The 13,157-nt window shown below is 38.3% G+C and carries 15 protein-coding genes; 10 read left to right on the top strand and 5 right to left on the bottom strand.

The genetic code is table 11. The features are described from left to right. Positions 1-14: 14 nt before the first annotated feature. Positions 15-1,523, bottom strand: coding sequence for a glutamate--tRNA ligase (gene gltX, locus AQF98_RS20850; RefSeq protein WP_055133905.1), 1,509 nt, complete (start codon positions 1,521-1,523; stop codon positions 15-17). 86 nt (positions 1,524-1,609) lie between these two features. Here gltX and AQF98_RS20845 point away from each other — a divergent pair, with 86 nt between their 5' ends. From AQF98_RS20845 to AQF98_RS20835, 3 genes are read left to right on the top strand one after another with little or no spacing between them, the layout of a single operon-like run. Next, positions 1,610-2,875 (top strand): HAMP domain-containing sensor histidine kinase, encoded by a 1,266-nt coding sequence (locus AQF98_RS20845; protein WP_055133904.1) that lies wholly within the window; start codon positions 1,610-1,612, stop codon positions 2,873-2,875. Further along, complete coding sequence (locus tag AQF98_RS20840) at positions 2,835-3,338, top strand: DinB family protein (RefSeq protein ID WP_055133903.1); 504 nt, start codon at positions 2,835-2,837, stop codon at positions 3,336-3,338. The genes AQF98_RS20845 and AQF98_RS20840 overlap by 41 nt, the downstream gene beginning before the upstream one ends. Next, positions 3,335-3,760, top strand: a complete 426-nt coding sequence (locus AQF98_RS20835) for a hotdog fold thioesterase (protein WP_055133902.1) — start codon at positions 3,335-3,337, stop codon at positions 3,758-3,760. Before AQF98_RS20840 ends, AQF98_RS20835 begins: the two co-directional genes overlap by 4 nt. A 53-nt stretch (positions 3,761-3,813) precedes the next feature. On the opposite strand, the gene AQF98_RS20830 is transcribed toward AQF98_RS20835, so the two are convergent. Beyond that, entirely contained in the window at positions 3,814-4,173 is a 360-nt protein-coding gene (locus AQF98_RS20830) for a DUF6249 domain-containing protein (protein ID WP_055133901.1), read from the bottom strand. 315 nt (positions 4,174-4,488) lie between these two features. On the opposite strand from AQF98_RS20830, the gene AQF98_RS20825 reads away from it, so the two are divergent. The 4 genes from AQF98_RS20825 (at position 4,489) to AQF98_RS20810 (ending at position 6,583) form a co-directional block, all read left to right on the top strand. Beyond that, positions 4,489-5,055 carry a Crp/Fnr family transcriptional regulator gene (locus AQF98_RS20825; protein WP_055133900.1) on the top strand — a complete coding sequence of 189 codons (567 nt, stop codon included), beginning with the start codon at positions 4,489-4,491 and terminating at the stop codon, positions 5,053-5,055. A gap of 69 nt (positions 5,056-5,124) precedes the next feature. Then, positions 5,125-5,454: a multidrug efflux SMR transporter gene (locus AQF98_RS20820; RefSeq protein WP_055133899.1), complete on the top strand. Its 330-nt coding sequence runs from the start codon at positions 5,125-5,127 to the stop codon at positions 5,452-5,454. Between the two features lie 53 nt (positions 5,455-5,507). Then, the gene (locus tag AQF98_RS20815; RefSeq protein ID WP_055133898.1) at positions 5,508-6,089 is read left to right on the top strand and encodes an RNA polymerase sigma factor; all 582 of its coding nucleotides are present in this window, start codon (positions 5,508-5,510) and stop codon (positions 6,087-6,089) included. Continuing rightward, positions 6,086-6,583 (top strand): hypothetical protein, encoded by a 498-nt coding sequence (locus tag AQF98_RS20810; RefSeq protein ID WP_055133897.1) that lies wholly within the window; start codon positions 6,086-6,088, stop codon positions 6,581-6,583. The genes AQF98_RS20815 and AQF98_RS20810 overlap by 4 nt, the downstream gene beginning before the upstream one ends. Before the next feature lie 30 nt (positions 6,584-6,613). On the opposite strand, the gene AQF98_RS20805 is transcribed toward AQF98_RS20810, so the two are convergent. From AQF98_RS20805 to AQF98_RS20795, 3 genes are read right to left on the bottom strand one after another with little or no spacing between them, the layout of a single operon-like run. Continuing rightward, positions 6,614-7,183: a DUF2911 domain-containing protein gene (locus AQF98_RS20805; protein ID WP_055133896.1), complete on the bottom strand. Its 570-nt coding sequence runs from the start codon at positions 7,181-7,183 to the stop codon at positions 6,614-6,616. Positions 7,184-7,215: 32 nt separating this feature from the next. Then, positions 7,216-7,398: a hypothetical protein gene (locus AQF98_RS20800; RefSeq protein ID WP_055133895.1), complete on the bottom strand. Its 183-nt coding sequence runs from the start codon at positions 7,396-7,398 to the stop codon at positions 7,216-7,218. Between the two features lie 55 nt (positions 7,399-7,453). Continuing rightward, positions 7,454-9,988 carry a glycoside hydrolase family 9 protein gene (locus AQF98_RS20795; protein WP_055133894.1) on the bottom strand — a complete coding sequence of 845 codons (2,535 nt, stop codon included), beginning with the start codon at positions 9,986-9,988 and terminating at the stop codon, positions 7,454-7,456. A gap of 129 nt (positions 9,989-10,117) precedes the next feature. Here AQF98_RS20795 and AQF98_RS20790 point away from each other — a divergent pair, with 129 nt between their 5' ends. The 3 genes from AQF98_RS20790 to AQF98_RS20780 are packed head-to-tail and all read left to right on the top strand — an operon-like array spanning position 10,118 to position 13,156. Beyond that, complete coding sequence (locus AQF98_RS20790; protein WP_055133893.1) at positions 10,118-10,741, top strand: TetR/AcrR family transcriptional regulator; 624 nt, start codon at positions 10,118-10,120, stop codon at positions 10,739-10,741. After that, on the top strand, positions 10,738-12,054 hold the full coding sequence (locus tag AQF98_RS20785; RefSeq protein WP_055133892.1) for a TolC family protein: 1,317 nt from the start codon (positions 10,738-10,740) through the stop codon (positions 12,052-12,054). The genes AQF98_RS20790 and AQF98_RS20785 overlap by 4 nt, the downstream gene beginning before the upstream one ends. A 22-nt stretch (positions 12,055-12,076) precedes the next feature. Then, complete coding sequence (locus AQF98_RS20780) at positions 12,077-13,156, top strand: HlyD family secretion protein (protein WP_055133891.1); 1,080 nt, start codon at positions 12,077-12,079, stop codon at positions 13,154-13,156. Position 13,157: the final 1 nt, after the last annotated feature.

Raw genomic sequence — 13,157 nt, 5'->3', positions numbered from 1 at the left:
TTTAAAAAATATTTTTAGTTAAATGCAGCAATGCCCTTTTCTATTCTATTTTGTGTTTCTCCAACACCCAGTAATACGGCAATATCAAATACACCTGGCCCAAATTTACCACCTACCAACATAATGCGTAAGGGCAACATCAGTTCTCCGGGTTTAAATCCTTTTGCTTCTGCTAAGGCTTTAAACTGCTCTTCTAATGCTAATGCTGTAGCGCCAGCAGCTAAATTTTGGGCAAATTCTTGAAAAAACGCCGCTTTTTCTGGACTCCATTTTGGTTTTACCGCAGCCACATCATAATCTGCTGGAGCAGCAAAAAAGTAAACACCTTGGGCAACAAAATCGCCCAATAAATTGCAACGGTCTTTAATCAGGTTGATCACTTGAAGCAAAAATACTTCATCGCTAATTTCGACACCTGCATTGTTAAATTCGTTTTTAACTGTTGGTGCTAAATGTTCAGCACTTGTTATTTTAATCCACTCGTGGTTGTACCATTTTGCTTTTTCGAAATCGAATTTTGCGCCAGCTTTGCTAATGCGTTCAATAGAGAACAAATTGATCAGTTCTGCTAAAGAAAATATTTCTTGATCTGTTCCATCATTCCAGCCCAGCATGGCCAAAAGGTTCACAAAAGCTTCTGGCATAAAACCAAGCTCTTTAAAACCTTTGGTTATATCTCCAGTTTTAGGGTCTGTCCAGTTCATGGCATATACCGGGAAACCCAAACGATCGCCATCTCTTTTGCTCAACTTACCGTTTCCATCTGGTTTTAAGATTAAAGGTAAATGTGCCCATTGTGGCATCGAATCTTCCCAGCCTAAATATTTCCATAACAAAATGTGGATTGGAGCAGATGGCAACCATTCTTCACCTCTAAAAGCATGGCTAATTTCCATGGCTTTGTCATCTGCAACTACCGCCAAATGATAGGTTGGCATTCCATCCGCTTTTAGCAAAACCTTATCGTCAACCAAATTGGTATCAAAACTTACAATCCCCCTAATCATGTCTACAAAGGAAACTGTTTCGTTTTCTGGAATCTTAATCCTTACTACGTATGGTGTATTTTCTGCTAATAATTGAGCTACTTCACTTTCTGGTAATGTTAAAGAGTTGCGCATTTCCATTCGGCTCACTTGCCCATATAAAAAATTAGGGTAGATTGCTCTTTTCGCATTTAATTCTTCTGGGGTATCAAATGCATAATAAGCATGTCCATCAGCAATTAATTGTTCTGCGTATTGTTTGTAGCTCGATTTGCGTTCGCTTTGACGATATGGGCCAAAAGCACCTGGCTTTTGCGGACTCTCATCTGGTGTAATGCCACACCAGTTCAAACAATCTACAATATATTCTTCGGCCCCCTCAACAAAACGGGTTTGGTCTGTATCTTCAACACGCAAAACGAATGTGCCATTGTGCTTTTTAGCAAACAAATAGTTAAATAAAGCGGTACGAACGCCACCTAAATGCAAGCCTCCAGTTGGGCTTGGTGCAAATCTTACTCTGATATTCTTTTCCATTACACCGCAAAGATATATTTTTTAGCTCGTTTACGTTTCTGTTGGTATATTTTTGATTGCTATTTTGTAATTTGCCAGCACCTGTTATGAACCCATACCAAAAAAAACGTCGTTGGAAATTCTTTTTATTGATTTTTGCTACTGTTATTGGTGCGGCATCTGTATTCTATTCTAATTCTTTTATTAAAAAAATGGAGCGGGAGGAGGCCACGCAGTTCAAGTTGAGGGTTAAGGTACTTGAGCAGCAAATGAACATGTACGATCTAGATGAGTTAACTGATGTTTTTGAAACCATCAGGAAAAACCTCAAAATGGACGTCATCTTGACCAAAAAAACGGCCAAAAACCCCGATTCTATTTATAGTTGGACAGGACTAGATTCTACAAAAACATTGTACAATATTGGGGGTAAAAACCAAACCCTTGAATTCGATTCGCTTTATTTTGTGCGCCAGCTCAATATCATGAAAAGACAGCATTCACCTGTTGCAATGAGAGGGCAATACATTGATGGCAAAGGTTATGAAGAGTTAAAGGCTTATTATAAAGATTCTTTCATTTTAACCCAATTGAGGTTCTTTCCTTTCATACAATTGGGTGTAGTTGCCTTATTTATCTTGGCGGCTTATGTAGCCTTCAGTTCTGCCCGCAGGGCAGAGCAAGATCAGGTTTGGGTGGGCATGGCAAAAGAAACTGCCCATCAATTGGGCACACCAATTTCATCGCTCATGGCTTGGGTAGAACTCATTAAATCCAGGTTTGATGCAGAAGACGACCCCTTGGTTGCAGAAATGGAAAATGATATCCACCGTTTGGAAATTATAACCGATCGTTTTTCTAAAATTGGCTCCAAACCAATACTTGAAGATCATGTTGTGTTCTTGGTGATCAAAAATTTTGTCGCTTATTTTAAAGTTCGTACTTCAGATAAAGTCAAATTTATCATTACTGGCGACAATCAAGTAAGGGCGATGTTAAGCATCCCTCTATTTGACTGGGTAATTGAGAACCTCTTAAAAAATGCAGCCAACGCCATTGAAAATGAAGGTACAATTACCATCAATATTATTGAACACCTAGCTAAAGAAGAAGTATTTATAGATGTAACCGATACCGGAAGGGGCATTCCTCGCTCTAAGTTCGACACTGTTTTTCAACCTGGTTATACCACTCGAAAACGTGGCTGGGGCTTAGGTTTATCGCTAACCAAAAGGATGGTTGAGAATTACCACAGCGGACAAATTTTTGTAAAAGACTCTGAGTTGGGCAAAGGCACCACATTTAGGATAATATTAAAAAGCAGCATTACTTATGAACCGACCACAAACACAGGAATACCCAGAATGGGGTAACAGGTACATTAGCCTTGTAGAAGGCAATATTACGGAGGTTTTAACGCATCAAGCCACCGATTTTCCCAATTTTATTAATAATTTGATTGAAAAGGGCGATTATGCTTATGCTCCAGGCAAGTGGACAATTAAAGAAATGGTAGGCCACATTATAGATACCGAGCGCATTATGGTATTTAGGTTATTGTGTTTTGCAAGGGGAGAGAAAGCGGCATTGCCGGGTTTTGAAGAAGATGATTATGTGGCCAATGCCCATTTTAAAGATCGTACTTTATTTAGTCTCTCTGAAGAATTTGCCATCCTTAGAAAATCAAATCTTTATTTGATCCATTCTTTAAATGAGGATGAATTGGATAGGATTGGAAATGCCAATGGCAAAGAGATGAGCGTAAGGGCTCTCACCTTTATTTTAGCAGGCCATGTTATACACCATACCAATGTAATTAAAGAGCGTTATTTATGATCTGGTTTAAAGAATTTACCCCCGCCATGTTAAATGACAGGCCTAAAAACCATATTGGGGCATTGTTAGGTATCGAGTTTACAGAAATTGGCGAAGATTATATTTGTGCAACCATGCCTGTTGATGAACGCACACATCAACCCGCTGGTATTTTACACGGCGGTGCCTCTGTAGTACTTGCAGAAACCTTGGGTAGCATTGCTGCCTATATGTGCATAGACCCCGCTAAACAAATTGCTGTTGGTTTAGAGGTAAATGCCAACCACCTACGCCCAGTAAGCGCAGGTTTGGTTAAAGGAGTTTGCAAACCTTTACACATTGGTGGAAAAACCCAGGTTTGGGAGATTAAAATGTACAACGATAAAGGTAAAATGAATTGCATTAGTAGGTTAACGGTGGCTATTTTGCCAAAACCACAATAAAAAAGTCCGCAAACCATTTAGGCTTACGGACTTTCTAACCAATAACTTTCTGATTACCCTTGTTTATCTAACCATTTTTTCTCGATGATATAAGAAACGATTAAGCCCAAGCCACCGAAAACACCTAAGCAACCAAAGTAAATGGCAACGCCCTGTCCTTCTTCTATATCATTCATTTGACTGCCAAAAACCCCTCTTACGGTAAACAAGGCTACCAATAGGCCAATACCTAGGCCAACTAATAATAAACCAAATTTTAGGCTTAAAAAGGGTTGTGGTGTTGATTTGCGAACGCCTGGATCTATGCCGCGTTCTATCATTGCCATTTTTTCTTTGTTTGAAAGGTACCTGATACCGAATACCATACCAAAAGTACAGATGAAAAATGTGATGGGTATTAATATTTCTTCCATGATTTTATTTTTTGATGTGTTAAAAATTCTTTTTGTTTCTGAACCGTGTTCTGAATACTATGACAACAGCAAAAAAAATTAGGTTACACCCAATCCCAAAAAAAATTTAATGCGTATTAAAATTGGAGTCCAATGTTTTAAAACCGATTAAGAAAGCAGAACCATCTCTCTTTTAATGTCAGTCCCGTCTTCCGCTTTACTTCGCCTCGTTCCTCGTCTTCGTGTCCGCTACAACCGGGTTTAACAAACCACAGACACAGCAATAAACTAAAAAATATCTGCGCTTTCTATTATCTTAGCTAAAAGTATAAACCTTTGCAAAACATCCTTAAAAAAATTAACAGCATCTGTGCATTGGCACCAACAGAACTCCAACTATTGTTAAATGCAATGGAACAGGTGGCGTTTTCCAAAAACCATATCATTATCAGCGCCGATAAGGTAGAGCGTTACCTCTATTTTATTGAAACAGGAATTGCTCGAGCCTATTGTTATACGGATAAACAGGAAGCTACTTTCTGGTTTGGCCAAGAGGGCGACCTCATCTTATCTTACAATAGTTATGTCAATCAGCAACCGGGTTACGAGAATATTGAGCTTTTAGAGGATAGTATCTTATATCGGATTTCAGACCATACGCTCCAAAAGCTCTATGCTACTTATATAGGCCTGGCCAATTGGGGCAGAAAACTTTCCGAGCAAGAGCTGATCAAGACCGAGGAGCGATTGATTAACAGACAGTTCAGAAGTGCTACAGAACGATATGATGAATTGATTACTCAAACCCCCTCTCTACTTAAAAGGGTGCAATTGGGGCATATTGCTTCTTATTTAGGCGTAACACAAGTAACCTTGAGCAGAATTAGAGCCGACCTGAAATAGATTTATTTTTTAACAAATGTTAAAGGCTGGGCTATCCGCAAACCCCATCTTTGCAAAAAAAATAAAATTATGAGTTGGATTTATTTAATTATTGCGGGTGTTTTAGAAATCGGGTTTACCACCTGTTTAAAATTATCGAACAATTTTGCAAACCTAAAATGGGGTGCAGGATTTCTGGTTTGTGCCATTATGAGCTTTGTATTTTTAAACAAAGCAACGGTTACATTACCCTTAGGAACCGCTTATGCAGTATGGACAGGCATAGGAGCAGTTGGAACAGTAATGGTAGGTATCATCTTTTTTAAAGAACCATTTAGCTTCTGGAGAATGTTCTTTATCACCACTTTGATCATTTCTATTTTAGGGCTTAAACTTTTTGCCGAGGGTAAAGCTCAATAATTTCGTAAATTGCTGTAACCTGATTGGAAGAACCTGCGTCTCACTCCTATCATATGCAGCAAGAAGAAACAGATTTAGCTATAATTACAGCAGTACTGGCTGGCGATACCGCATCTTATTCGGTGTTGGTAAAACGTCATCAGCGCTTTGTATTTACATTGGCGCTGCGTTTTGCCAAAAACAGGGAAGACGCAGAGGAGATTGCGCAAGACTGTTTTGTGAAGGCTTATCGGGCATTGGGAACTTTTAAGCAAACCTCAAAGTTTTCAACCTGGTTGTATACGATTGTTTACACTACGGCAATGACTTTTTTAAGGAAAAAGAGGCTTGATACCCAATCTATTAATGACGATGAGCATGTATTGCAAATTGCCAATAGTGGAACGGGTTTTGATGCAGACCAGATAGAAAAAAAATCTAGTCATGCCTATTTAAACCAAGCAATTGACCTGCTTTTACCAGATGATGCCGCCATTATTACACTGTTTTATAAGGGAGAGCAAAGCTTAGAAGAAATTGGCCAAGCACTAAATATGGAGCCAAATACCATCAAAGTAAAACTGCACAGGGCAAGGTTGCGCTTGAAAGAAAAATTACAATATTTGTTAAAAGACGAAGTAAAGGAATTGATATGAACACAATAGAAGAACAACTTTGGAATTATATTGATGGCCATTGTGAGCCAGCCGAAAAATTAGCAATCGAAACTCAACTAGCCATCGACCATCAGTTTTACAGCACTTATCAAGAGCTGCTTGCAGTTCATCACGAGCTTAACAAACTTGACTTTGAAGAACCCTCTATGTCCTTTACCCGTAATGTAATGGAACAGGTAAAGCTAGAACTTCCACCCGTGGCTTTAAAAACCAAAGTAGATCGTCGAATTGTTTATGCTTTTGCTACGCTTTTCATTATCCCATTGCTCAGTATATTCATCTATGCGATTGCTAAAAGTGATTTAAGCCTTAGTAGCAATATGCCAAAAATAAACTTTGCTTTTGATGTCCATAAACTGATCACTCCACTTTCTGTTCAGTTATTTATCATTGTTGATGTGGTTTTAGTCCTTGTTTATTTAGATGGTTATTTAAGAAAAGGAAAAACAGCTACACAAAAAAAGGGAGGTTAAAACCTCCCTTTTTATATTAGATCAATATTTTTATTTTTTAAAGTAAATCGGCAAAGTAACTTGGGTAGTGTCCCAGGCAATTACCAAATTAGCTCCGTCTGTTAGGTCGGTAAATGTCATTGAAAAAGACTCAATTACTTTATCCAACTTGGTTACCGGAACATCTACTCTAATGATATCTTTTGCTTCATCGTAATTAAATGCGCCCCATCTATCGGTTTGTTTATTTACAATAATGGTCCATTTATCTTTATTAGGGATAGCAAACAAAGCATATTTACCTGCTTTTATCTTTTTTCCTCCAATGTTAACAGACTTATCAAAATAGATTTCGGTATTCTCATTTGCGCCTAAACGCCAAACCTTATCAAATTGCTCTAATACCCCAAAAATTTCTCTTCCTTTTTTCATCGGACGGGAGTATAAAACTTTGATAATTGGCATCGAAGTGTCTTCCTTTTTAACTTTTACAGCATTTAAAGGATAATAGACCGCATCCATCGGACTTGAATCTACGTTTGGAAACTTAACTGCAGCAGTTTGTGCATTTACGGCAAGGCCAAATAATGCCAATAAAAGGCATAGGCTTAATTTCTTCATCACAAAAAGGATTAAGTTATATTTTTTAAGACCTAGTATTGACGGCCTTTTACAATTTTGTTCAAAAACAGACCTGCGAAGATTAGGCCAAATATTCCGCCTAAAAGAACCCAGCCAAAACTAGTAGTTACCGCAATAACAGCTAACATTCCTGCTAAAAGGCCAATTACATACCAAACCCACTCAAAGCTATTTTTATTTTCTTCTGTACTCATTTTTGTATAAGATTTGCGCCAAAGGTAAATATTTATTTTAAAAATATGGAGGCATTTAACGTGCTGATTTTAATAATTCGTTGATTTTGACCATTTCATAACCAGATTTTTTTAAGTAATTGATCAATTCTGGCAGCTTATTGTAAAACTTATCTGTTCTTTTTGGGTCTGTTCCGATATGCAGTAAAAGGATAAATCCGTTTAAACCATCTGCTTTATTTTGATCATGATCAATAATCGATTGGTAGATCTCTGCACTACTTCGGTAAGCTTTACCCATTTCTGGATAAGTATAATCTGCATTAGAACGGGTTCCAGAAGTAAAATTGATCAATTGTAAGCCCATATCATTGGTCCAATCTGAAATCTGTTGATTGTACCATTCGTAAGGAGGCAAAAAATAAGGCGCATCTTTTTGGGTTATCCCAAAAGCTTGCATGGCCTGATAGTTGGATTTGAGGTCTGTGGTAAATTGAGCTTTGGTAACCAACAAACTATCTCTTTTTGTCCAATCGTTATACAACAAATGCGCATTAGAATGAGCACCCAAATAATTACCAGTGGCCTTTAATCCAGTTATCATTCCTTTGAAAGCAGGGTTACGGTAAAATCGACCTGTAAAAAAGAACGATGCTTTTACCTTATTTTTGGTTAAAGTAGTCTGGATACTTTTTCCACCATCGGCAAATTCATCTCCGGTAAAAACCAATGCAATTTTCTTTTCATTCGTTCTGCCTCTAATAATTGCACCCTGCAAACTTTGGAAATCTTTGTCGATGGGTTTCACCCTACTGTCAAACGCCGCCAGTAAATAAACGAGCGATGCTGTTCCGTCCATGGTAGGCTCATTGGTGCTGTAATCTCCATAATCATCATGGTAAACTGCCAGATCACTTTGAAAATCTGCATAAACATCTGGTTTTGTCAGTTGAATACCGATTAGGTTTTTATAAATACTGGTATATACTGGCCCATCTACCAAGCCACCATCAATCGGATAGTTTTTCAAATGTGTAAATGCCGAATGTGGATCTGTAGGCGTATCGCCCCAATTTGGCAAGCCATAAACCATACTTGTGCCCCAAGGGTTACAGCCAAAAATCCAATCGAAATTTGCCTGTTCCAATTCTGTAAAAGTTTGGTCGCCACTCAATTGTTTATACCAAAAACATTGCATGGCAAAGGCTACCGTTAGGTTATTGCTACACCAGATAAAAGGTACGCCTCTGTAAAAAGCATTCTTTTTTGCTCTTGCCCACACCTGCTCAATGCCCTGCTTGTAATAGTTAATCAGCTGTGCTTTTTGCGCACCTTTACTTTGTTTAGCTAATTCGTAATGCCCAATATTTACAAAAGGATAATACTGATAATGGTTAGCGGTATCTCTAGCTAGCCAAGGTGTAATGGTTTCTTTTTGGGCATAAGCAAATGCTTCGGCTAAACTGTTTTGTCTATTTTTTGCATTGGTAGACTGTAAAATTGAGGCATAAGCCAGCTCCATATCATCAACCCAATTGTCTTCTGCATAAATATAAGGCGACTTAACGGATACGGTTTGTGTTACTCCTTTTTTGATGTTGGCAAAGGCCAAAGCACTTTTCGCCTTTTTGGAGAGATTTTGTGCATACAATTTATCTTTCGATTCGAAAAGCTGGGCACCCAATACAAAAGCACTGCTAAACTTTGCCGCAGTAGAGCTCGTTCCCTTGGTATTATTCATAAACTTGCCGCGTTGTTGAGGCGCTCCATCTATATAATACAAAGGTCGTTCAAAGCCTTTTCCATATTGGCTATCTTCTTTAGGTATGCGCATGGAAATGTGGTCTCTATCGTCTGCCAGTTGATTGAACATGATATTGTCTTTTGGATGCATTTTCAGCAACCAATCTAAACCCCATTTGGCCTCATCTAATACATCGGCCATGCCATTTTTGCCCTCTAAACCATTGGCTTGTTTTTCATCGCCAAAAGCTTGCGGAAAATCTCTGTAGGCCATTAACAAATGATAGGTTGCATTGGCTGATGTGGTTGAATATTGCAGGTAATCGCTGGCATCGTGCCAACCTCCAGAAGCATCCATGTGCGTACTGTCTTTAATCCCTGCTTTTGCACCATAAAGCACAAAACCATCGCGGGTATGGCAACTGTCTCTTAAAAAAGGATTAAATCCGCTGCGTTGTTGGCGCATGTAACGCAGAGCGAAATCGGCCGTATGGCGATAAACATCAGTATTAATAATCACCTCAGGCGAGGTAATGTTATTTATCCGGATCACATATTTACCTGCTGTTCTAAAATCAGAGAAATTAAGCCGAGCTGTAGCGGTAAAGGGTCCATAAGCACCAAAAGATTGAATTGCTTTTGAACTATAGGCTATTTTACCTGTTTGCTGATCAATCAATTCGAACTTTTCTGGCAATTGGTTGGTCTTGCTTGCCCAAATGGCCACTTTACTGGCCGAAGGTTGATAACCCAACAAATTTATCCTAATCCAACTATTGCTGCCATCGTATTTTGTGTACGATACATTAAAAGACAATAAGGGCAAAAAAAGCAACAGCACACATAGTTTTAAGATGAATTTCGTCATTATCAATAGGGTTTAGTTTAAACGTTGAGCTAGCTAAATTAACCAATTATCATCCAATTGTAAAAGAAGTCAAATATAATTTGGAAATTAATCAATCGATTGATTAATTTTGTGCTGTCAAAAAAACAAATGGAAAAAACTGATAAAAGAACCGACATCATCGCAGCAGCAGAAAAGCTGTTCTGTGAATTTGGTTACGAAGGAACCTCTACCCGTCAAATTGCCAAAGAATCTGGTGCCAATATGGCCATGATCAATTACTATTTTGGTAGCAAGGAAGGCGTTTTATTAGAAATTATGGAGTCGAGGATCTCTGGCTTCAAATCGCAGTTAAACGCAATTGATGAAGAAAAAATCTCTCCTAAAGAAAAGATGTTAAAGGTTGTTGAACAATATAGTGCACGTATCTTTTTAAACATCTCTTTTCATAAACTAATGCACAGAGAGCTTTCTTTAACCCAAAGACCTGAAATATTCTTAAAAATTAAGGAGGCTATGGCGCAAAACCTTACGGTGATCGAATCTATTATTCAAAAAGGAATTACGGAAAAGATTTTCAGACAGGTTGATATCCGAATGACGATCATCAGCATTATGGGTACCATTAACATGGTGGCTACATCGCCCAACAAAGTGGTACCAGATCAGAATTTCGATATGAACAATAAAAAAGACAAAGAGGCCCTTAGAGATCGATTGGTTCGCTACCTACAAGACCTCATCTTAACACATTTAACAATTCCCCAAAAATGATCAATTATAAAATCAAATCGCTCTTAGCTGTTCTACTGTTGCCAGCAGTTTTACATGCACAATCCATTAAAAAACTAAGCTTACAGGAAGCTATAGATCTGGGTATTGCCAATAGCAAAAACCTCAAACTGGCGCAAAACAAAATAGACGAATCTGTAGCTAAACTGGCCGTTGTAAAAGACAATGTGCTTCCTACGGCAACAGCAAGCTTTTTGTATAACCATGCCGAAATTCCTACCAATACCTTGAGCATTGGTGGCGGTAATCCAATTCATTTGCCCAACAGGGCCGATGCTTTTGTAGGTACCGCTGCTGTGCAAGAAGTAGTTTATGGTGGTGGCAAGTACAGGTATGCACAAGAATCGACCAAACTTTTAACAGATGTTGCCCGTTTAGATGCCGATAAAAATAAGGAAGAAGTGAGTTACGCCATCATCAATACTTACTTTTCGCTCTTTAAATTAATGCAAAGCAAAAAAGTTGTGGCGCAAAATTTAGAGGCAATTGCTAGTCAGTTGAAACAAGCACAACGCTTTTTTGAACAAGGGATTGTGACCAAAAACGATGTATTAAGATTTCAATTGCAACAAGCTAATATTTCTTTAACAGATTTGGAGATTGAGAACAACCGCAAAATTGTCAATTACAACTTGGATGTTCTTTTAGGCCTACCTGAAGAAACAGATATTGCCATTGCTGAAAGCGATTTGCCTTTAAACAACGTTGAGTCTTTAAGTACGTATATGAGCAAGGCTTTCGCCAATCGCCAAGAATTACAACAGCTCGATCTGCAAGATAAAGTAGCCGGTATCAACATTAAAACCATTAAGGCCAATACACGCCCTACGGTTGGTGTAGGTGCCAATCTGTATTACATCAATCCAAGTGGCAGTTTTATTCCACCATCGCAACAATTTATTGTGCCCATTACGGTTGGCGCTACCGTTTCGTGGAACGTGGCTTCGCTATGGACCAATAAAAACAAGGTTTCTGAAGCTAAAATCCAACAAAAAGAAATCGGGCTACAGAAGGATATTTTATCAGACAATGTAAAAACAGAACTGAACAAAAATTACCAGAACTATAAGCTAGCGCTACAAAAAATCAATGTGCTCGAAACATCAATTGCCCAAGCCACTGAAAATGATCGCTTATTAGAATCGAAATATAAGAACAACATTGCTTCTGTTACCGATAGAATTGATGCAGAAACACTTTTATACCAAGCTAAGATCAATTTAGAACTGGCCAAGGCCGATGCCAAATTATCTTATTATACCCTATTAAAATCAACAGGAAAAATTTCACAATAATATAACCATAACAACAGCAATAATGACAACAGAAGCAAAAAAGAAGAACAAAGTTCTTCCCATTATATTAGGTGTATTAATTGTTTTAGGAGCCGTATTCGGTATTAACGAGTACTTATACTCTAGCAAACACATTGATACGGATGATGCACAAATTGATGGAGACATCAGTCCGGTAGTAGCCCGTGTAGGTGGTTATGTAAAGGACATTAATTTTGAAGAAAACACCAAAGTTAGCCAAGAACAAGTACTGGTTACTTTAGATGACCGCGATTACAAAATTAAGTTAGAACAGGCACAAGCTGGGCAGGCAGGCGCCAATGCAGGTGTGGGTGTATCGCAGGCACAAATTACTGCAACTTCAGCAAATACAAGTACGGCAAAAGCAAATATAGAAGCTGCCAGATCAAATGTTGAAGCGGCAAATGTTAAATTAAACTTGGCACAGAAAGACTTCAATCGCTATGCAAACTTGATTAAAGATGGTGCAATTACACAACAAGCTTTCGATCAGGCAAACGCCAATAAAGAATCGGCAGAAGCAGCTAAAGCAGCCGCTCAGGCAGCATATCAAGCCGCACAAGATCAATATAATGCTGCAGTTAAACAGGTAGGTACCACTCAATCGCAATTGGGTGTAAGTAATTCTGGTGTAACTCAGCGTCAATCTGATGTAGACTTTGCCAAATTACAGTTATCCTACACAGAGATCAAAGCACCTGCAACTGGTATCGTGTCTAAAAAGAATGTTCAAAAAGGACAATTGGTACAGGCAGGTCAATCTTTGTTTGCCATTGTAAATGAAAACAGTTTGTTTGTAACTGCCAATTTTAAAGAAACGCAGTTAGAGAAATTACATACTGGCCTAAAAGTTAAAATTGTAGTAGACGCTTATACCGATGAACCATTAGAAGGAGAAGTTTACAATTTTGCCCCAATTACTGGCGCAAAAGGTTCTTTATTACCTCCTGATAATGCCACAGGTAACTTTGTAAAAGTGGTTCAACGTGTACCCGTAAAAATTAAACTTTTAGCTAAAGACAAAGCGCTTTTAGAAAAACTACGCCCAGGAATGAGCGTTAAAGTTTCTGTATCTATCTAAA

This window comes from Pedobacter sp. Hv1 (assembly GCF_001412215.1).
In the GTDB taxonomy this organism is placed as follows: Bacteria; Bacteroidota; Bacteroidia; order Sphingobacteriales; family Sphingobacteriaceae; genus Pedobacter.
Note: the sequence above shows the minus strand (reverse complement) of the source record. Positions and strands in the feature narration are given on the sequence as shown.